Below are 21,105 nucleotides of genomic sequence, written 5' to 3'. Positions count from 1 at the left end.
CACGCACCCCCCAACCGAAATCCACGCGAGGGCAGTCGCACGACTGCCCTCGTGGTGTGTTTGGGAAGGGTAGGGACGAGCGACCCGCAAGCGTCATGGCCGGTACGGCGGTGGATTCACTGCTTGGTAGGCGCGATACGCTCGGCGAACCAGTGCTGCGGGTAGGGAGGGGTACAGTTATACGTCGGGGTGACTTAACTACTGGTTATCGCCCCGATGGCGTGGGAGCCCAACCGCGGCGCAAGAGTGGCCATGCTTGCCACAAGTATTCGATTCCCGATCCCAGCGTCCAGACGAGTGCTAACCCCATCGATACAACCCAGAGATTAAGGATTGGTATCAATATTCCGCCGGCGAATTGACCAAGGAAGCCGCCGGTTTCGGCGTTGGCCGCTAATAGTCGCCAGATCAGGGCTACGACCGTAATCACCAACTTCTGTTTTCCAAAGCGACGTGCCGAAATCACCACCCCTTCAGCAGCAGCAAAAGAACGGAGGCCGGAGACAACAAATTCGCGGATAATTATCGCGAGTGCGACCCATGCCGGCAACAGACCGACCTCGATCATTGGAATAATGACACCGGCCACAAAGATCTTATCGCTGATCGTATCGATAAAGATACCGAGTGGTGAGACAACTTTGAGATGACGGGCTAAGCGGCCATCTGCCATGTCGCTGAGTGCCATGATGAGCAGCAAAAAAGCCGCTCCTACATAAGCGGTTGGTGTCGCGACAAGAATGAGCCACGCAAGCAATGGCGTGGTAAGAATGCGAAAAAGGCCGAGTAAATTGGGAAGCTGTCGCATGGTACATTCTCTGGTTTTAACCTACTCTGCACCTTCGATTATAACATACAGGCCTTCTGTGTTTAATAGACATAATATTTTGATAACCGGTTTTTGCTACCTATCATGGTATAATTCAGACTAACCATGCTACCGTTAATAGCGACAGCTCGATCGCTTAGATATGTCATAGCTACACCGATATGGTACCTTTTCTTGAACGCATCAATGAAATTCTCTTTGCTGCGGTTTTGATTGTCAGTTTTTCACTGCTGTCATACATTATTTTACAGAACTGGCGTAGTGACATCGTGCGTGCGCTCAGTGTTTTGTTAGCAGGTGTAATCATTGCGTATAGTGGTGATCTCTTGTTAGCTCGTGCCCAGCGTCCGGCCACCATTGAGTTTTTAGGTCGAGCACAATGGCTCGGAATAGTCCTGGTACCGGCGGGGTATATCCACTTTGCTAATGCTTTGTTAGCTTTTGGTAATGCTAACGCCATCGCCCAACGCTGGCGACGTAGCGTTTACTTTGCCTATTTGAGTAGTTTTATCATCTTTTTGCTCGTGGTTCTTGGTACAAATCTGGTTATTCACACCGGGATACCAAGTGGGCCAATTGCGCAATTTCAAGCTGGGCCGCTCTTTTGGTTCTACGTTATCTTCTTTATCATTGCGATGGGGACGGCCTTGCTGGCAATTCTGATGGTACGGCGCGTGGCGTTAACGCCTTCACAGCGGCGGCGATTGGGCTATTTAGGGGCAACGTTCGCTGCTCCTGGTATTGGTGTGTTCCCTTTTTTGCTGGTGGCCTCACCAAGTATGCTACCGGTGAGCGTTATCCTCATGCTCCAAGCGTTAGCGAGCCTGATCGTCATTGCAATGATTACAGTGATGACGTATTCGGTAGCATTTCAAGGTGTGCTTATTCCTGAGCGCTTGATCAAACAAGATTTCGTGCGCTGGTGGTTGTACGGGCCGTTTGTTGGCATTGCGACGATTCTGTTTATTCAGGCTGTGCCGGTAATGGCACAAATGTTAGGCTTGCCGGCGGAAACCCTGATCACTTTTGGTGTTATGGTGATGACGGTCTTGATGCCGATCTTTGTCACGCAGGTAAAACCGTACCTCGACGCCTTAATTTATCGCCAAGATCATGCTGAAATCGATTACTTACGTAATTTACCGCGCAGTGTGTTTACGCGGGCCGATTTACGAACATTACTCGAGAATTCGTTGGTTGCGATTTGTACTCCTTTGCAGGTGAAGACCGGTTTTATTATTGCGCCAGGAGAAGATGGATTTAGTATCAAGGCAATCTGGGGATCGCGCCGCGAGGTTCGTCGGTTAGTCAGTGAACATCCAATCGGCGATCTTATTCCACGATTAGAGGCGATGCCACACGATGCGAGTGCGAGTTTGGATAGCGGCTCGTTCTTAGTGGTCGGTTCATTTTGCCTACTACCATTGCGTAGTCCTGATGGAATGTTTCTGGGGGCGATTGGACTTGAAGCAACGACCGATCAATTGCGACGTAATGGTGGCACTTCACTCGAGATGCGACGCATGGTGGCCGGATTAGCTCATCAGATTGAGCTAGCGCTAACAACGGCCCAGATGCAACGTCAGATTTTTGATGCGTTACGCGGTTTAGCCCCTGAGATGCAATCGTTGCAGCGGTTGAGTTCACGGTTGGAACAGACGACTCCGCTGACCCTGACTACACTCGATGAAGATGTCGTATTACATCCAGAGTTTTCACAGTTGGTAAAAGAGGCCTTGACCCAGTTTTGGGGTGGGCCGAAGCTGGCTGAAAGTCCGCTGATCGGTTTGCGCAGTGTGCGGCGCGTGTTGGCCGAGCAAGGCGGAAGTCCGACCCAAGCGTTGCAGACGGTGTTGCGACAAGCGATTGCTAATCTACGGCCTGATGATCAGATTGATCCCACAGCACAGGAATGGCTATTGTATAATTTACTCGAAGGTCGGTTTTTACGTCGTCAGACGGTACGAGACGTGGCGAATCGCTTGGCGATGAGTGAGTCGGATTTTTACCGTAAACAACGAGCGGCGATTGAGGAAGTTGCTCGTCAAATTCTTTTGATGGAAGAGCATGAGTATGAAGATTCTACTGGCCGAAGATGAGGAGGATTTGCAGCTCATCTTCAAAATGGTGCTTGAAGACGAAAGTCATACCGTCACTGTTGTGAATAATGGATACGAGGCGCTGGAGCGGCTTGCCAATGATACATTCGATTTACTGCTTATCGATGTAATGATGCCGCAGATGGATGGTTTGGAGCTGTGTGAACGTATCCAAGATCACCCTGTGTGGCGACAGATACCAATTTTGCTTCTGACAGCCAAGCCAAAAAGTAGTTTGTCTCTAAAAGACTTACCACCAATGGTACGGGGGTTGATTGAGAAGCCATTCAACGTTTTCCAACTTATTGATGAAGTTCGGACAATTTTAGCAAGTACCTAAGGTCGGGTTCGATTAAGATACCTGTTTCAGGTGAATACGTATTGGCGGATGTGCGTGATTCTAAGCAATCTTGGTTGTTAGCGGTATTATGCCGACAAATGTATCGATCCGCTTCTCGTGAAGCGGTATGGCATGTATTGCTTGATGGGATACGGAGTTTGACGGCAGCGCATGTTGCCCTGATTTATCAGTTTGTGCCTGAAACGTGTCAATTCAAGCTGTTTGTTGATCGAATTACGCCAGATTCACCGGTTCCAGAAACCTTTACTATCCCACACTATTTACAGCACGATTTACTGTTACTCCGTCAACCGATTGTTTTCACACCGGGGCAGCAATCGACACCGCTGGCGTCGGCGTTGACGAACACAATTTGGCCTATCCAACCACCAGTTCAAATTGTTATATTACCACTCGTTGATGATGGAAAAGTTCAGGCATTGTGCATTTGTGGTTGGGTAGAACCGGTGGCGGAGCAATATGTTAGTGTTTTGCAATTTCTGGTTGACGATGCTGGATATGCACGATCAATCCTTGCCCATACCGGTGATGTGCAACAGAATGATGGTTCATCACTGAATGTTATTGACGGTTTATCACTACTTTACAATCCTCCCTTAGATCAATTAGTTGAAGTCGCTTTGAGTCAATTGATTGAAACGGTCGGTGCGGCAGCGGGTGCGCTGTATTTATATGACGATGCAACGCATAGCCTGACGTTAAAGCGGGTGACAACCGGATCGCTCCCGACGCCATTAGCGACAATCGTTCATCGTCTATGGGGTGATGAAACCTTGGCGGGTTATACCCATGCATTGGCTACATCGCTCTTTGAGTCTGGGAGTGACATCACGTATCTGGTTGCCGATCCAACGGTTTCGTCCCAGTATGCGCCATTGCATGCCTTTATGCGTTCATATGCGCTTGATGGAATGCTTACGCTCGCGATGGTTGCCGGCGGTTGGCAAGCCGGTGTGGTACAACTGATTCCATGGCCGGGGAGCAGTTTTAATGAGCGACAATGGCAATGGCTACGGATTCTTGTCCGACAAATTGGGATCGCGGTTGAACACGCGCGCCTGTTTGAACAGTTGCAAATTGAGCTGGATCGAGCGCAAGCGGTGGTTGAGACAACCAACGATGGTATCGTTGTGCTTGACCGTCAGCGGCGGGTCGTGATAATCAACCGGCGCGCCTGTTATTTTTTCGGTATTACCGAAGCGGATATCAAGGAAAAATCATACGATGATCTGCTTCTCGTCTTTAGTCGTGTGTTTGCGAATAGTGTGCGACTCGGGTTTTGGTTGGGGCAATTGCTCGGTTCAGAGACCGATCGTGGTTGGGAAGAATTTCAAGTCGTCTATCCTAAGTCACGTCGGCTACATTGCTTTTCGGCACCGGTTATCAATCGCCGTGAGCAGTATCTTGGTCGGATTCTGATCTTCCGTGATGTTACTCGTGAGCGGGAAATTGAGCGTTTGAAAGATGAATTTATCTCGATAGTATCGCACGAATTGCGCACACCGCTGAGCAGTGTTCAAGGATCGTTGCAATTAGTGCTGGGAGATGACGAGCGGGGCAAAACCGGTTTAGGGGATCGTTTGCCGCCGCAAGTGCGGACGATGCTGCAAATTTCATTGAATAACACGCAGCGCTTGATCCGCCTGGTAAACGATATTCTTGATGTGAACAAGATCGAGCAGGGAAAGTTGCAGTTGCAGCGTAAACCGGTATCACCGCTCGCGATCTGTCGGAGTGCGGTTGAAGAATTGACCTCATTTGCCCGTCAGCACGGCGTGACGATTGCTCTCGATGTACCGCCTAATCTGCCGTTCGTCGACGCCGATCAGGATCGAATTGTGCAGGTAGTGGTTAATTTACTGTCTAATGCGATCAAGTTTTCGTCCAAAGGCCAGCGCGTTTTGTTAAGCGTTGTGTACGAGACATCGGTCGTTCGCTTCAGTGTGCGTGATTGGGGTCCCGGCATTCCACATACCGATCAGCAGTTCTTGTTTCAGAAGTTTCGTCAGCTTAATCAGGCAAATAACCGTGAGCGGAGTGGCACCGGTCTTGGTTTGGCAATCTCGAAAGAGTTGGTCGAACTACACGGTGGCAAGATTTGGGTTCAGAGTGAGCCGGGGCAAGGCAGTATCTTCAACTTTACTCTGCCGCTGGCGAAGTTGCAACCACCGTCGTCTGAGAGCCGGCCGCCTTTGATAGTGATTGTCAGCACCGATCATCCCTGGACGGAGAAGCTGTATGCAGCTCTGAACGTTACGACTGAGTGGGAAGTTGCCAAGATAGATATTCGCGATCTGATCAAGAGCTTGCCTGCACGCCAACCGGCTTGTATCGTGGTGATCGATTCTGGTGATTTAGGCGACCTGGTGGCTCAAATTCGCGCGATTGTGCTCTACTCCCTGATCCCCATGATCGTTATTAGTGACCAGCCGGTTACGAATCTGCCGCGTGATGTGATCACCCTTTCGTTTGATCGTTCAGTTGACGACGTTGCAACGATTGTCCGGCGTCAAATTATGAAGCCACAACCGCTGGTGTTGGTGGTTGATGATGATCCGAATGTGCGTCCGGTGTTAGTACGGATTTTACAACGCCATCAGATGCGTGTCTTATCTACCAGTGATGGTGCAGAAGCGCTTGATTTAGTGCAGCATGTCCGGCCAGATGCGATTTTGCTCGATTTGCGGATGCCGGGAATGGATGGGTTAGAGGTGTTACAGCGTTTGCAGGCTAATCCAACAACATCCACTATTCCGGTTGTGGTGTTAACTGCGAATGATCTAGGTCCTGATGCAAGAGAACAAGCGTTTGCACTCGGCGCACGAGGCTTCTTGGAAAAGCCGGCAACTGCGGAGCGGCTGATTGCGATTATTACGTCGGTTATTCAAGCAAATGAGGTTGCCAATGAGTAGGCCATCTTCTGAAGTGGAGAAGTTCATTCACCAGTTTGCATCACCGCTAACGGCGTTGCAGAGTGCGGTTGAGTTGCTTGCTCATCATTATGGTCAGAGTGATGATCAGCGATTGGTGAATTTAATTGCTGCGTTGCAACGCTCGACTGAACGTTTGCGGCAGTTTGGGCAACAGTTGGCTAGGCATGTTGATGTTGAAGACTATGCTATCGTGGTGCGGGTACCGATTGAGGTAGCTCAAGGTTCAGCACGCTCATCGTCGCCCTCACCGGTGATGAAAACGACGAGCATGGATCTCGCCGTGCTGGTGGGTGGGGGCATACTCGATGAATTGACAAATGTGTTATTGGCTGCTGGTTGGGAAGTAGAACGGGTGGAAACCGGGGCGCATGGTCTTGATCTGGCACGGCAACGACGGCCCCGTCTGTTGGTGATTGCCAATGATGTACGAGATATTGAGCCGGTGATGTGTGGGCAAATTGCTCGGACCGATCCGGAGACGCGCGATATTGTGGTGGCCCTTGTGGGTTACGACATACCGCCGGTTAGGGGCATACCGCTGATTGATGTGCGGCAGCCGTTACTGGATCAACTCCAACGGTTGCTTGCTACTCATCATGGTGAACGAGGTCTCCCTCGCATCCTGCTGATTGATGATGAGGCGGACATTCGCATGATCCTTGGTCAGCAGCTTACCGATGCCGGCTTTGTGGTGGTAACCGCATCCGATAGAGCAACTGCACTGCGTGTAATTACCGAGCAGTTTTTCGACCTGATCATTCTCGATCGGCTGTTGCCTGATGGTGATGGCTTGCAGGTATTGCAAAGTTTGCGTGCAACACCGAAAACACGATTGACTCCTGTGATACTGTTGTCGGCAGTTAGCGCACTTGATGAAAAGGTGCGCAGTTTGAAACTCGGTGCTGATGACTATGTAGTAAAACCTTGTAGCGCCGCTGAGTTAATGGCCCGCATTCGCTCGATCTTGCGTCGTAGTGAGCGAGAGAGCAGTTTGAACCCGATTTCACGCTTGCCCGGCAATGTAGTGATCGAACAGGTTATTCGCGAGCGGCTCGCTCGGAAGCAACCATTTGCTGTCGGCTATGTCGATCTTGACAATTTTAAGGGGTATAATGATCACTACGGTTTTTTTAAGGGTGATGCGATTATTTTGCACACTGCCCGGCTGTTGGCCGATGTAGTACATTGGCAAGGGGGAGCTGAGGATTTTTTAGGCCATCTCGGTGGTGATGATTTTGTGCTGGTGACAACTATCGAACGATTGCAGCGGATCGGTCAAGCGGTGATCGAACGCTTTGATGCGACTATACCCTATTTTTATTCGGCAGAGGATCGAGAACGGGGCTATATCTTCGGTCATGACCGGCAAGGACATCCGTGTCGCTATCCGTTACTCAGTCTCTCGATTGCCGTAGTGCCGGTCGCGCCGGCCCAATATCAACAGCCTTACGAGATTGCGATGCGTGCAGCAACCTTAAAACGGCAATCGAAGCAGATAAACGGCAGTTGTCTGTTGATTGATAGTCCAGAAAGAGGAGTGTGATGCCTTCTATTCCGGTACCAACAATTGTTGAGCGTACTAGCCGAGGCGAGCGCAGTTGGGATATCTTCTCACGGTTGTTGAAGGAGCGAGTGATCATTATCGGTGAGTCGATCGATGACGAGTTAGCTTCGTCAGTAGTGGCACAATTATTGGTGTTGCAACAGCAAGACCCTGAACGTGATATTTGGATGTATATTAATAGCCCCGGCGGAGTGATTCGGGCCGGATTGGCGATCTATGATACGATGCAGTTAGTGACTCCCGATGTTTGTACTGTCTGCGTAGGTCGGGCAGCGAGTATGGCAACGGTGTTGCTCTGTGCAGGAGCAAAAGGAAAACGGTTTGCGTTGCCGCATGCGACAATTCATTCGCATCCGGCAGGCGGTGGCGTCGAGGGGTATGCGCCAGATGTACAGATTGCTGTAGACGAGATGTTGCGCCTACAGCGATTGCTGCGCGAGATTATGGCGAAACATTCCGGTCAGACGGTCGAGCGGTTAGAGGCCGATTTCAGTCGAGATTTTTATATGACGGCATCGCAGGCCGTAGAATATGGTCTGATCGATGCCATTCTAGCCCCGCGTTAGGCGATAGTCCGGTGAATTCGCGGCATTGGTGAGCCGGTTCAGCCGCTGTTGTAGCCAATCAGCGGTGAGGTTGATGCAGGCAAGATCGATCGGCAGCGAGATGTGGCTGGCAAAAGGCAAGTAATGGTATTCGGCCCAGCCGGCAGTGAGAGCTGCAACTTCGGCAGCGGCTGCTGGCGGGACGACTGCATCGCGTCCGGCGTAGACTAACAACAGCGGTGTATGATGCCGGCCAAGGATGTGGAGGCTGTCCGGTAGGTTAAGAGCGTCGAATAAATCCCACGTACCAATGGTTGCACGAATGCCACTCGTCTGCCATGCCCGTATCACGTGGTCGATTGCCCCGTCTGTGAAGAGGTGGAGCAGTCGTAGTTGGGTAATCGCGAGGGCTTCGCGGATTTGTACCTGCCGATATTCACGGCTATTTAGGCGTAACCGTGGCGGGACCTCCCATAGCGCTAACGCATCGACCGGTGTGCCGTCGGCAACGGCGCGAGCGAGAACGGCGCCACCGAGGCTCATACCGATTGCGCCAATCCGCTCGTAGCGCTGTTGTAACCATCGTAGCGGATCGGCGACACTCTCAACCATCTGCGGATAGGCTTGTGGCCGTGGACTTTCGCCATGCCCATCGAGGTCGATCAACACCACCGCCATCCCACGCTCGATTAACGCATCTACTAATCGCCAGGCGTAAAAGGTTTTGTCACAGCCGGAGCCGTGCGTTACCAATATTGCAGTGGTGGCGCCGCCGCGTGGCACAATATGGAGTGCCGGTACCGGACCGTGGCGAGCCGGTAGGTCAAGACGGGTAATGACCCGATCTGGGTACCGACCGGGGTACAAACGTCGACGTGGATCGAGATCACGGCGGCGGGCTGTGGCAAGGATGAGCTGGCCTACGAGTGCCGGTATGATGAGTAACAGATGTGATCGCCAACCGGCAGCCGGTTGGCGCCAGATCAAGATGGTTAATGGTAGAGCGAGACGTTCGCTCCATGAGAGACCACGCAAGCCGCTCAAGGTAGCAAGAGTATTTAAGAGCGTGATCAAGCGGAAAAGGGTAGTTAACAGACGCACAGGACCTCAATGAGTGACACGATTGCAGCGATTGCAACTCCGCCGGGTGAGGGCGGCATTGGCATTATACGGTTAAGTGGGCCGGATGCTCAATCGATTGCCGTAAAGATCTTTCGACCGATACGGCCAGGACGGTTGCGGAGTCATCGGGTGCGTTATGGTCACGTGATTGGGCCGGACGGTAACGTGATCGATGAGGCGTTACTGACATTTATGGCTGCTCCGCACAGCTTTACCCGCGAAGACGTGATTGAAATCTCGTGTCATGGGGGGGCGTTGCCGGTGCAGTTGACTCTCGAAGCAGCGTTGGCTGCCGGAGCACGGTTGGCCAATCCCGGCGAATTTACCATGCGCGCTTTTCTCAATGGGCGGATCGATCTGAGTCAAGCCGAAGCGACACTCGATGTTATCCGGGCACAAACGAGTGCGGGGCTGGCGGTGGCGCAGGCCCAACTTGGTGGCTGGTTGGCGCGCGAAGTACGGGCAGCGCGGGCGGCGTTGCTCGAACCGCTGGCCTATATCACCGCCCTGATCGACTTCCCCGAAGAGGGGATTGAACCGCAAGCCGTGACAGCGCCTATTGCCCAGGCCTTGGCGACGGTCGAGCGACTATTAGCGAGTGCCGAGCAAGGAATCGTCTTGCGGAACGGGGCACGAGTGGCGTTGGTCGGACGGCCTAACGTTGGTAAATCAAGCTTACTCAACGCTCTCTTACGAGTTGAGCGGGCAATCGTGACCCCTATTCCCGGTACAACGCGCGATACGTTAGAAGAGACTGCAAATCTGGCCGGTGTGCCGGTGGTGTTAATCGACACGGCGGGGATGCGGACCAGTACCGATCCGGTGGAGCAGATCGGGGTTGAGCGGGCAGCGGCTGCTTTGGCAAGTGCCGATCTGGCCCTCTTGGTTTTCGATGCTCAGCAACCGTTGACCGACGAAGATGAGGCAATGCTCACGACCACGGCTGATAAGCCTACGATCATCGTCTGGAACAAATGTGACGATCCGGCGATTCCACCGCCGACAGCGCCTGAACATCCGCATCGGGTTGCGGTAGCCGCTTGTTCGGCGCGTTATGGGCATGGGATCGACGAGTTGGCGAAGAAGATAGCCACAACCCTTTTAGGTGGAACGTTACCGGCAGTGGGAGCGACCCATCTGGTCAGTAACCCACGGCACCGCGCTGCATTACGACGTGCTGCCGAATATTTGCGCGCTGCCCAAGAAACACTCAATACCAATGCAGCGACCGATCTACTCGCGGCTGATCTCACCGGCGCGGCCAATGCGCTTGGTGAGATCACGGGTGAGACGGTAGGTGAAGATTTGCTCGATGTGATCTTCAGCCGGTTCTGCATTGGTAAGTAGGGGCTGTGTTACAATGGCAGTGTGCCGTTAGATGGCGAAAAAGGAGGAATGCGCATGAACAAGAAGACCATCCGCGACGTGGATTGGGCCGGGAAGCGTGCGCTTGTGCGAGTTGATTTTAACGTGCCACTCGATGATCAGGGGCAAATCACCGATGATACACGTATTCGCGCAGCATTACCGACGATCCGGTATTTGCTCGAGCATGGTGCTAAAGTTGTCTTGATGTCCCATTTAGGGCGTCCCAAAGGTAAGCCTAATCCCAAGTACAGCTTACGTCCGGTGGTTGAACGGCTCTTCGAGTTGCTCCCGGAAGCAACCGAAGTCAAGAAGACCGAAGCAATTACTGGTTCGGCAGCCGAGGCAGCGGTGTCGATGCTGAAGCCGGGTCAAGTGTTGGTGCTCGAAAATACCCGCTTTGATCCGCGTGAAGAGGTAAACGATCCGACGATGGCTGCCGAGTTGGCGAAGCTCGGTGATGTGTTTGTAAACGATGCGTTTGGCGCCGCCCACCGCGCCAATGCGAGTACAGAGGGAGTGGCGCATTATCTGCCGGCTGTCGCCGGTTTCTTGATGGAGAAAGAGCTGACGTACATCGGTGGTGCGCTGAACAATCCGCAACGTCCGTTTGTGACGGTAATCGGTGGCGCGAAGATCAGCGACAAGATCGGCGTCATCGACAATCTGCTAGGCAAAGTAGATGCGTTGCTGATCGGTGGCGGGATGGCCAATACCTTTTTGCTGGCGAAGGGGTTGAATCTCGGCGACTCATTGGTTGAGCCGGAAAGCGTACCGGTTGCGCAGCAACTGATGGCGAAAGCTGAAGAGCGGGATGCGCGGTTGTTGTTGCCGGTCGATGTGGTGATTGCCGATGCGTTTAGCGCCGATGCCCAGCGCCAGGTGGTTGAGGTGACCGCGATTCCGTCCGGTTGGCGTGTCCTTGACATTGGGCCAAAGACAATTGAGCTGTATAGTGCCGAGATCCGAGCGGCGCGCACGGTGATTTGGAATGGACCAATGGGCGTGTTTGAACTAGAACCGTTTGCCGTCGGGACACGCGCGATTGCGCAGGCGATGGCCGAAGCATCGGCAAATGGTGCGATCACGATTGTTGGTGGTGGTGATAGCGTGGCCGCCGTCGAGCAGGCTGGGCTGGCCGAGAAGATGTCGCACGTTAGCACCGGTGGTGGGGCGTCGCTCGAATTGCTCGAGGGGCGAGTGTTGCCCGGTGTCGCGGCGTTGCAGGATGCCGAATAAGGTCACGTTGGTATAAGCTAACCATCACAATATGAACGGGACACAGCAACGCTGTGTCCCGTTACTATGTCTCAATGCAAATGATGCACTACGGGCTGCTGTCACCTAGGGCAGATTGGTCGTATCGGCGGTAGCAGCCTCTTCCCATGGCTCGACATTGCCGGCCCAGTCGCGGGCGCGTACCCGGAACGCAAACTGCTTGCCTTCATCTGGCCCGAACCACGCACTTAGTTCAGTGGTTCCGCGTTTCCAATCTGTCCAACCCCCGTCGGGGAGGAGGCGCACTTGCACATCATAACTGGCAACGCCGGTGAGATCGTCATTGCCACCCCATTGGACCTGAAAGCCGTTGCCGGCACGTGAAATCGAGATGAGTTGGGTGTCCGGCGGTGTCGTATCGGTACGTGGTTCCCACGCAATAGCATCGTAGCGCACCGCTAACCCACGATCATTGGTAAGATCGCTTAAGAAAATCTGGGGCGTTTCATTAGCAGGACCGCCAAAGTAGTAGGTACCGAGCGATGCCCACTGACCGGCAGCCGCCTGTTGATCGAGTGTGACCTCTGTCGTCGCGCCCGCGTGGCTAATCCGATAACGGGCGCTGGTTGTTGCCGAATTGCCACATGCCGGAATGTACGCTTTGACCTCATAAAAGCCGGGACTGAGATTCGGTGCTTGCCATGTGGCTGCAGTCGTCGCTTTTGCCGGATCGGTCGTCGAGTATGTCCATTGGTGTTGCTTGTTGAGACCACACGGTTCTTCGTACCAATCCGTACCGATCGGATTGAAGGTGGTATCGGTGTTATCGACGGTAAGCGCACCTTCGGGTGCAGTCACTATCGTCTGTGCTAGATCGTCGGTATACTCACCGTTGCCAACTTCAACTGCACCTCCGGGACCAGGGTCTTCGCCAAGCCAGAGGAAGGTGACATAAACATAATCACTTTTGGTCATGCCAAGATCGTCCCAGAAGGTGCCATCGGCAATATCAATTCCGTTGGGGAGGGTAATCCGCCGACCCCACTCATCGCGGCCACCGTTGTAGCCGTGGAAGTAGGCCGCTTCTGCCATGGGCATACCAACTGGCAGATCGCCGTAACGTCGGTTAGGATTCCAATAGTCATCACGGGTATTCCATGGCCCGACATCCCAGACGGGAACGACGACGGAGCGCCCATTGTACGTAAGGCGTACTTTAAATTTGTCGGTCCCTTTTGGGGAAAGGACGCACCAGCATGGTAAGGCCACGAACCGATCACGTGGTTGAATAATATGACCATTTGCTGTACGACGACCGACGAGACCCTCGCGTGTGGCAAAGATGCGGTAGGTAGGAGCAACAGCCGACTGCGTGGGCGGCGAGGCAGCAGGAGCGGCTTGCACATGGGCGATGGCAGTTGAGAGGACCACTAGCACAGCGACAATCAAGCCGCGACGAACGATACGATCTCTCATATAGGGTGATACCTCCTTTTGACGGCATACGGCTTACGAGCCGGGCAGACGCGGGGCTGCCGTCACTAGGTGGGGTGGCTCAGCTCATCAGGAGCTGCCTTCCCCACAGCGGGTTTATTTGCGATTGCGTCTGCCGGGGTGCCGCTTACTATGCAACGGGGCACAGAGTTCGGTGTAAGTTTGGCGACAGAGCCAACATGCGTGCGGCACCCGCCCAATTCCGCCGGAGCAACTGGCTCCGGTGGATACATCTTCGGTGGATACATGTTATTGCCCGCCCTCAACCGTCAGATTGGCGAGGTCGGGAATAGCGGCGATCCAGACCGAGCCTGGCGCGAGCGGCACTTCGTTACCGTCTGCATCCACAAAGTAGAGCTGGGCATAGCCGGCTGCCTTGCGCCATGTAGCCTCAATCATACGGCCATCACGGAAGATACGGGCCGGTCCTTCGCCGATCACATCTTGCTCGATGCGCCCTTTGGGATCGTTGGGGATAGGGCGTTCGGGCACTTCGAGAATAACAACATTCTTGAACTGCAACTGCGCACCGGTGGCAGCATCGATGTGCGGACGATTGCCACGGAAATAGAGATAACTGTTGGTTGCCGGGTCATAGCGCCAACCTACGGCTGCTTCGCGATAGATAAAGAAGTAGCGTAACTCTTGGCTGCCAGGACGGGCCTCGGCTGGAGCTTCGGGTGAATAGACAAAACCGATCTCTGCTAATCCTTCCACTGGCCGATCATTCGCTGTAGCAAACTTGGCGATATTGGCGCTATTGGTATACAGGTTGTGCGGCGCGCTGCGGTCGCGGGTGCGATAGAAATACCCGCTGGCATTGCCGCGTAGTGCGTCCATATTGATCAGTTCGATAGATGTTTCGGCCAACAACAAGCCTTCGGGCGAGCCGCCGGCATGCACGTACACCGCTCGAAACCCTTTGGCCCACTCGACGTAATATGGACGAGCACTGCGTACCGGGCCGATCACCGGTATATCAGGTGAGATACCGGGAATAAAGATGGCCATATAGCGGGTAATGCCGAACTCGGCCAACGCCTCGAACACGATGGCCGCTCCGTCCATCCCGGTTTGCGGGTAAGCATTGGGATGGTTGTCGTACATCACGGCGAAAGGTCGGCTGGTCACCGAACCGCGTGGAACGGCGAGTGGTGCAGTAATCAGTTCTGGCGTTGGGGTTGGTTCAGGTGTGGCGGTGGGTTCAGGAGTTGCAGTTTCTGCCGGTGTAGCTGTCAATTCAGGAGTGGCAAGAAGCGGTAGCGTTGGGACGGCCGATGGTGTTGGTGTCTTCGTTACCAATTGGAACTGGGGGACAGTTGGCTGTGGCGACGGTACCGGTTCATTTGCCACCGCCGAACTGCATGCACCTATCAGCACAAGACTCAGCAACAGGGCTATTGGAATAATTCTATTCTTCATGCTCCTCGTTCCTTATGCGCCGCGGGTCGTGGCGGAGCAATACGGGCGGCCTATTATACCATGGGTTTGGCGGAGTGCAAGTTGAGCGGTTTGGTGCGAGGATAGATGTTTGGGATAGCTGGGCAATATGCTATCAGTTTGCGCCACTCGCCCATACTCAAGCATGCTCAACTGGGTAGGATTGGGGTGTCATTGACCGTCTCGTCAATTCCCGGTGCGGAACTGCCACGTGTAGGTAAACGGTTGCCCATCATACGATCCGCTGATCGATACTTCGATCAGGCTATTGGCAGGCAAATTGACGGTAGGGGTGACGGCGATCCCTTTATGACCAACTGGCAGGTTAGTTGTGCTGGTATGCGGAATCGCATTGCCGCCAACAACGCGCAGATCTGTGCTGTTGATCACCGGCGTACTGCCAAAGTAGCTCCATTGCAATGTTATCGGATATTGCGTCGCCGGCACATCGGTTTGGTCAATGCCGGGGTAGCGCACCGGCCAACCGGGGTAATCAGCATCAGCACTGTAATTAAAGTGAGAGAGAACATCGAGCGCGGCGCCGTTGCAGTGCCAGTTCACGTTATTCACCCTGCATTTTGCGGTGGCAGTGGTGTAAAATCCAAACCCGAGGGTTGGCGTGGTGGGGTAGAGCAGCCAGAGGCGATGGCCAATCGATTGCATCCAGCTATCAATTGCGTCAGCGGGCTGCCAACTGTTGCCCCATCCAATCCACGCATTGCCCTTTTGCGCGCAGATCTGGCCGGTGGGCGAGGCAAAGGGCTTGTTTGGGTCTTGGTTGTGGGTGATTTGGTTATTTTCGGCCATATAGCGTGCATGTTCCCAGCAGTTGCTGTTGAGCTCGCTACTTTCAGTGACCGACGGCACTCCGGCCCGCGCTCGATAGGCGTTCACCCGCTCTAACCAGTTGGAGGAGAGCGGCGGGTATGTCACCGTGCGGATGATCAGGGGGATGAAGATAGTGCTCGGTTGAGCTTGAGGCGTTTCCGATTGAGCAACAACGTTGGCCGGCAGTGACAGCAAGACAAGAAGACAAACGAGGATCGGATACAAGAGCAAAGATCGACGCATGAGTTGTAGCTCCCGAGTTCCATCACTAGATTAGCGCAATCTATAGGGGTAATGTACCAGTTCATCTATGGAGCAGGCAATAGGGTTTTTATACTATTTTGCGAGTAAGTCCCTTGTGCTATTCCTAACCGATAGTGGATTGTGTGCGTTGAAGGGGGGGATTGCTTCGGGGCGCAGGCGGCGCGTCGTGCTGCCCCTACGCGCCCCTCGCAATAACAGATGGGAGTGGCGTTTTCCCCAAAACCCTTTGCGCCTTTGCGTTTAGCATCGGCAGCGGAGTAGGTTTACCGGAGCACTCATTACTTAGTGCGACTTCCTCCTCTGCGCCTATGCGTTTAGCATCGGCAGCGGAGTAGGTTTACCGGAGCACTCATTACTTAGTGCGACTTCCTCCTCTGCGCCTTTGCGTTTAGCATCTCTGCGCTTTTGCGCGCGTTGCGATTGGGTCATCGGCCCTTATCCCCCGCGCTGTCTCCCTCCGATTCGTTGCCTTCTCTACAGCACTGTGCTACGATGAGCCGAGAATATTTTTAGTAACGATGGAGCGTGCCATGAGCAGCGCTGAGGTGCAGGCGATCGCGGTGGGAAGACCGGATCGGGCGGGGAGGAGTCGCGAAGGCAGTCCGGTGGCGTTAGTGGTGGCAGTGGCTGACGCGCAGCATGCCGCGATGGCGCTGGCTGCCTACCAAAGCGCGGATGCGGTGATGTTGCCTCATTTCTACCTTGATCGGGATGGGACATTGCATCAACTGGTCGCTCCTGTGCGGGCCGGTCATGGGTTGGGCCGGGCAATTTGGCGGGGGCGAGTGCATAATCTCGACCGGGTGGCGGTGATTGTGAGCCTTGCAGCGCCGACGCTGACCGATCTGAGCGAGGCGCAAGCCACAGTGCTGGCTGATTGGTTGCCGGCGGTGGCCGCGCAATACGGCCTGTCGTTGGCTGATATTGGCATGCTCATCACTGATGCCCGCGGGAAGCGGAGGGTGTTGCCGTATTTGCCGCCGGCGGCGCCGGTTGCCCCTGCTGAGGGTGTTATCCTCGGCAGCGGCGTGCGCTCTCCCGAACAGGAGCTGTGGGTGGGTTTGGCGACGGTGACGTGGCGGCAGCGCGGTGGTCAATTGCGGCTCAACCAGGCCTTTTCGCTGCACTGGGGCAAGTTTGATCTCGGCGCGCCGCTGGCTCCTAACGAGCCGCCGCCGGTGGCGCTCGCTGGTAAGACGTATAACTTTCAGGTCTTTGCCCGCGATACGATCTTCAACGAAGGCACCCAGTATGCTGCCGTGCAGAGTTTGTCCAATCTGCTAGGACCGGACATCGGCGCAATTCCTGCCGGCGGAGTGAGCCGGGCCTTAATTGAGGCGAGCTATCGCAGTGCGTTGAAAGCGAGCGCGACGCGCGCGCCGCTCGAGGGTAAAACCGAGTTTCGCGCCGATTGGCGCTTCCATTTTGTGGCCTTGCAAGCCAAACTTGGCCCGGCCCTGAGCGGGAATTATGTCACGGCTGACCGCGCGTTTGCGCTGCAAGTCTTTGCTGGCGACACCCTCTACACGCCGATGAGCCAGCAATCCGGTTGTTTCTTTCTCAGCTTAACCGACCCAGCTAGCCCGCAGTATGCCCAACTGTGGGCCGAAACGTACAACGTTGCCGGCGTTCCGTACAATCCAACCGATCCGTTTCACCAGCGGGCGTTGGAATTAAAGTTGGGCACGCCGCTGAGCGGGGTGGTGCGTGAGACGATCCAGGGGATGACCTATGAGGTGCAGGTGTTCGCTTATGATACCCTGTATCGTGGAGGGGATGGCGTGATCCGGTGTATGAGCGATCTGCCGCGTCCGCCAGAAGTACTGGCGTGGCAGCCGAAACCGGCAACGTCTCGTGTGAACGCCGGGCATGTGGTACAAACGCCGGTTCAACCCTCTGCCACAGCCACCAGCCCGGCGACGCAATCGGCGAGCGCATCATCTCAGGTGATAGCGGTTGATCTTGCGTCATCCCCATCCCAACAACCGACCGGGGGGATGGCCGATGTGCTGACTGCTCCGGAGGTGGTGCGGGCCGGGCCGCCGCGTCGCGATCCGAATTGGCCGCCCATGCCCGATTTCAACATTCTGACCGACCGCAACGGCCAGCGCGAGCGAATCTTGGGTAAAATCGAGTGGGTGCGCAAGAGCGGCGATGATATTACCATCACCAACGATTGGGCGGCGCAGAACCTGATCGAGGTGTCGATACCGCAATTGGCCCGGTTCCGCAATACTAACGGCGGGCGGATCCGTTTCCATCGGGTGGCGGCTGACCAATTGCGCCGGTTGTGGCAGGCATGGGAAGATGCAGGACTCTTGCAGTTAGTGTTAACATTTGATGGCGCATGGTGGCCGCGTACCATTCGCAGCAATCCGACCACGTTGAGCAACCATGCGTATGGCACGGCATTTGATATCAATGCACAGTGGAACGCATTCTACAAACCGGCAGCGCTGGTAGGTGATCGCGGCTCGGTGCGTGAATTGGTGCCGATTGCCAATGCGCTCGGTTTTTTCTGGGGTGGTCACTGGAATTACGATGGCCGCGGCGCCAGTGATGGGATGCATTTTGAATGGGCAGTTGCCCGCTGAGCAAAGGAGCAAGCAATGCAACTGAACGGTCTGGGTGCGTTGGTCACGGGTGGCGCATCAGGGTTGGGGGCAGCGACAGCCGAGCGATTGGCCGGAGCCGGTGCGCGGGTGACGATCGCCGATCTCAACGAGGCAGCCGGCATGGAGCTGGCCGAACGGATTGGCGGGCGGTTTGTACGTACCGATGTTACCGATCCGGCGCAGTGTGCGGCGGCGGTGGCGGCAGCGACAAACGTTGGCAGCCTGCATGCTCTGGTCTGCTGCGCCGGGATTGTGTTGGCCGAGCGGATGTTGGGGCGCGATGGTGTGCATGATCCGGCCCGTTTCAAACGGGTGATCGAGGTTAATTTGATTGGCACGTTTCAGATGATGCTTTACGCAGCGCAGGCGATGGCGAACAATCAGCCAAACGAGGAGGGTGAGCGAGGGATAATCGTGAACACGGCCTCAATCGCTGCCTTCGACGGCCAAATCGGTCAAGTAGCGTATGCAGCCTCGAAGGCGGGGGTGGTGGGAATGGGCTTGCCGGCGGCGCGCGAATTGGCCCGGTTTGGTATCCGAGTGATGACGATCGCGCCGGGTATTTTTGATACAGCGATGATGGCTAGCTTGCCGGCGGCGGCGCGCGAATCGCTCGGCGCACAGGTACCCTTCCCCTCGCGGCTTGGCCGTCCGGCGGAGTATGCTGCGCTGGTGCAGCATATTATCGAAAATCCGATGTTGAATGGCGAAGTAATCCGGCTTGATGGCGCGATTCGGATGGCGCCCAAATAGAGGAGGAGCACAATGCAGATCTATCTCGATACGGCGAATCTGGCCGAAATTCGGGAAGCGGCCAGTTGGGGCATTCTCAGCGGGGTGACGACCAACCCGACCCTGATTGCGCGTGAGCGCGGTGCTGACTTTAAGGCGATCATTACCGAGATTGCCGAACTGGTTGATGGCCCGATCAGCGCCGAGACCATCTCGCTCGATGCTGAGGGTATGGTGCGCGAGGGCATTGAATACGCTTCGTGGCATCCGAATGTGATTATCAAGGTGCCGAGCACGACCGAGGGGTTACGCGCGGTGAGTCAGTTGGCCAAGCACGGCATCCGCTGTAACGTCACGCTCTGCTTCAACTCGGTGCAGGCGCTGTTGGCGGCGCGGGCTGGCGCGTTTATCATCAGCCCCTTTGTCGGGCGGGTGGATGACACCGGCGTTGACGGCATGGCGCTCATTCGCGAAATTGCCGGCATCTATCGCCAAGATCGCGAGATTACGACTAAAATCTTGGCCGCTTCGATCCGCCATCCGCGCCACATTGTCGAAGCGGCGTTGGCGGGGGCTGATATTGCGACCTGCCCGTTTAAGGTGTTGCAGCAGGCAATGCGCCATCCCTTAACTGACCGTGGGATCGAACAGTTTCTCGCCGATTGGAAATCGCGTTCGGCTTCGTGAGAAGAGGTTATGGACGACCAACCCCTGATGCTTGGTCTGATTGGCGCGAGCGGCGCTGGCAAGACGACCCTGACCCGTGGGATTATTCGTCTACTGGGTGCGCAAGGTGTGACGCCGATCAGTCTCGATGATTATCTGCGCTACAGCCGGGCCGAACGGGCGGCGCTCGGCTTGACCGACGCTGATCCGGCGGCGACCGATCTTGAGCGCATGGCGGCTGATTTGGCGGCGTTGCGCAGGTGCCAAACCATCAATAAGCCGGTATACGACCACGTGACCGGTGCGCCGCGAGGCAGCGAACGGGTTGCGCCAACCGGTCTGGTGATCGCGTATGGCGCGCTCACGCTCACTCCGCCGGTACAAGCTGAGCTGTTTGACTTGACCGTCTATCTCGATCCGCATCCCGACCTGTACCGGCGCTGGCGCGAAGAACGGGATGTCAAACAGCGCGGCTATACACTGGCCGAAGTACAGGCGGCGTGGCCGGCCCGCGAGCGTGACATCCAGCGCTACATTGCGCCTCAGCGCCCGTTGGCCGATGTAGTGTTGCGTTTCGTTCCGGGAACAGATGGGCTTGACATGCAGATGTCGTTGCGGCGGCGGGCAATGGCGTTTGATCTGGCCGGTATCGTCCACGCAGTTGGCGCGACGGCGGTCGTACAGCTACGGCCGGTCGCTGCCGATGACGACGGGATACCGGCGATGCTCGTGATGGCCGAAAATGATCCAGTGCTTGATCGGGTGAGTGCGGCTTTGCGAGCATACTTACCGGTGCAGGGGCAACTACCGCGCGATGAGGCAACAGATCCGACCATAGCAACCTTGACCTTTGCCCAGACCTTAGTAGCTGTGATATTACTACGCCAGACAGGAGGCTGGCAATGATCTGCTGGGAAGCGGCCAGAAGCAGGCATCCTGATTGAGAGGTGATCGGGGCGGCTTCATGCCTGCCCCGGTCTGGTAACTATCATCCAACCTATCCGATGGGTAGGAGTTGAGGTATGGCTAG

16 protein-coding genes are annotated in these 21,105 nt (G+C 55.1%); 11 read left to right on the top strand and 5 right to left on the bottom strand.

Going from position 1 to position 21,105, the window contains the following annotated elements; translation table 11 throughout:
- Positions 1 to 205: 205 nt before the first annotated feature.
- Positions 206 to 808 carry a CDP-alcohol phosphatidyltransferase family protein gene (locus AC01ZF_RS11150; protein WP_424676840.1) on the bottom strand — a complete coding sequence of 201 codons (603 nt, stop codon included), beginning with the start codon at positions 806 to 808 and terminating at the stop codon, positions 206 to 208.
- A 182-nt stretch (positions 809 to 990) separates the two neighbouring features.
- Between AC01ZF_RS11150 and AC01ZF_RS11145 the strand changes: the two genes are divergently transcribed.
- The 5 genes from AC01ZF_RS11145 (at position 991) to AC01ZF_RS11125 (ending at position 8,352) form a co-directional block, all read left to right on the top strand.
- Complete coding sequence (locus AC01ZF_RS11145) at positions 991 to 2,928, top strand: histidine kinase N-terminal 7TM domain-containing protein (RefSeq protein ID WP_424676839.1); 1,938 nt, start codon at positions 991 to 993, stop codon at positions 2,926 to 2,928.
- On the top strand, positions 2,903 to 3,268 hold the full coding sequence (locus AC01ZF_RS11140) for a response regulator (protein ID WP_424676838.1): 366 nt from the start codon (positions 2,903 to 2,905) through the stop codon (positions 3,266 to 3,268). Before AC01ZF_RS11145 ends, AC01ZF_RS11140 begins: the two co-directional genes overlap by 26 nt.
- A gap of 98 nt (positions 3,269 to 3,366) precedes the next feature.
- Positions 3,367 to 6,201 carry an ATP-binding protein gene (locus tag AC01ZF_RS11135; RefSeq protein ID WP_424676837.1) on the top strand — a complete coding sequence of 945 codons (2,835 nt, stop codon included), beginning with the start codon at positions 3,367 to 3,369 and terminating at the stop codon, positions 6,199 to 6,201.
- Positions 6,194 to 7,765 carry a response regulator gene (locus AC01ZF_RS11130; RefSeq protein WP_428132319.1) on the top strand — a complete coding sequence of 524 codons (1,572 nt, stop codon included), beginning with the start codon at positions 6,194 to 6,196 and terminating at the stop codon, positions 7,763 to 7,765. The genes AC01ZF_RS11135 and AC01ZF_RS11130 overlap by 8 nt, the downstream gene beginning before the upstream one ends.
- Positions 7,765 to 8,352, top strand: a complete 588-nt coding sequence (locus tag AC01ZF_RS11125; RefSeq protein WP_424676835.1) for an ATP-dependent Clp protease proteolytic subunit — start codon at positions 7,765 to 7,767, stop codon at positions 8,350 to 8,352. Before AC01ZF_RS11130 ends, AC01ZF_RS11125 begins: the two co-directional genes overlap by 1 nt.
- Here AC01ZF_RS11125 and AC01ZF_RS11120 read toward each other — a convergent pair.
- Entirely contained in the window at positions 8,338 to 9,432 is a 1,095-nt protein-coding gene (locus AC01ZF_RS11120) for an alpha/beta hydrolase (RefSeq protein WP_424676834.1), read from the bottom strand. The two genes, AC01ZF_RS11125 and AC01ZF_RS11120, sit on opposite strands and share 15 nt — an antisense overlap.
- Positions 9,433 to 9,441: 9 nt before the next feature.
- Here AC01ZF_RS11120 and mnmE point away from each other — a divergent pair, with 9 nt between their 5' ends.
- On the top strand, positions 9,442 to 10,800 hold the full coding sequence (mnmE, locus tag AC01ZF_RS11115) for a tRNA uridine-5-carboxymethylaminomethyl(34) synthesis GTPase MnmE (RefSeq protein WP_424676833.1): 1,359 nt from the start codon (positions 9,442 to 9,444) through the stop codon (positions 10,798 to 10,800).
- A 54-nt stretch (positions 10,801 to 10,854) separates the two neighbouring features.
- Complete coding sequence (locus AC01ZF_RS11110; protein WP_428113773.1) at positions 10,855 to 12,057, top strand: phosphoglycerate kinase; 1,203 nt, start codon at positions 10,855 to 10,857, stop codon at positions 12,055 to 12,057.
- A 105-nt stretch (positions 12,058 to 12,162) separates the two neighbouring features.
- On the opposite strand, the gene AC01ZF_RS11105 is transcribed toward AC01ZF_RS11110, so the two are convergent.
- The 3 genes from AC01ZF_RS11105 to AC01ZF_RS11095 form a co-directional block, all read right to left on the bottom strand.
- Positions 12,163 to 13,512 (bottom strand): golvesin C-terminal-like domain-containing protein, encoded by a 1,350-nt coding sequence (locus AC01ZF_RS11105; protein ID WP_424676831.1) that lies wholly within the window; start codon positions 13,510 to 13,512, stop codon positions 12,163 to 12,165.
- Between the two features lie 267 nt (positions 13,513 to 13,779).
- Complete coding sequence (locus tag AC01ZF_RS11100; RefSeq protein ID WP_424676830.1) at positions 13,780 to 14,952, bottom strand: DUF3048 domain-containing protein; 1,173 nt, start codon at positions 14,950 to 14,952, stop codon at positions 13,780 to 13,782.
- Positions 14,953 to 15,156: 204 nt separating this feature from the next.
- The gene (locus tag AC01ZF_RS11095) at positions 15,157 to 16,041 is read right to left on the bottom strand and encodes a CAP domain-containing protein (protein ID WP_424676829.1); all 885 of its coding nucleotides are present in this window, start codon (positions 16,039 to 16,041) and stop codon (positions 15,157 to 15,159) included.
- 551 nt (positions 16,042 to 16,592) lie between these two features.
- On the opposite strand from AC01ZF_RS11095, the gene AC01ZF_RS11090 reads away from it, so the two are divergent.
- Genes AC01ZF_RS11090 through AC01ZF_RS11075 form a run of 4 tightly spaced genes read left to right on the top strand, consistent with a single transcriptional unit; the run spans position 16,593 to position 20,981 of the window.
- A complete protein-coding gene (locus tag AC01ZF_RS11090; protein WP_428113795.1) occupies positions 16,593 to 18,656 on the top strand; it encodes a M15 family metallopeptidase in 2,064 nt (687 codons plus the stop codon).
- A gap of 15 nt (positions 18,657 to 18,671) precedes the next feature.
- On the top strand, positions 18,672 to 19,430 hold the full coding sequence (locus AC01ZF_RS11085; RefSeq protein WP_424676827.1) for an SDR family NAD(P)-dependent oxidoreductase: 759 nt from the start codon (positions 18,672 to 18,674) through the stop codon (positions 19,428 to 19,430).
- Between the two features lie 12 nt (positions 19,431 to 19,442).
- Complete coding sequence (gene fsa / locus AC01ZF_RS11080; RefSeq protein WP_012615939.1) at positions 19,443 to 20,096, top strand: fructose-6-phosphate aldolase; 654 nt, start codon at positions 19,443 to 19,445, stop codon at positions 20,094 to 20,096.
- A gap of 9 nt (positions 20,097 to 20,105) precedes the next feature.
- A complete protein-coding gene (locus AC01ZF_RS11075; RefSeq protein WP_424676825.1) occupies positions 20,106 to 20,981 on the top strand; it encodes a nucleoside/nucleotide kinase family protein in 876 nt (291 codons plus the stop codon).
- Positions 20,982 to 21,105 lie beyond the last annotated feature (124 nt).

This window comes from Chloroflexus sp. (genome assembly GCF_056331925.1).
This window is presented reverse-complemented; position numbering and strand designations above follow the sequence as displayed.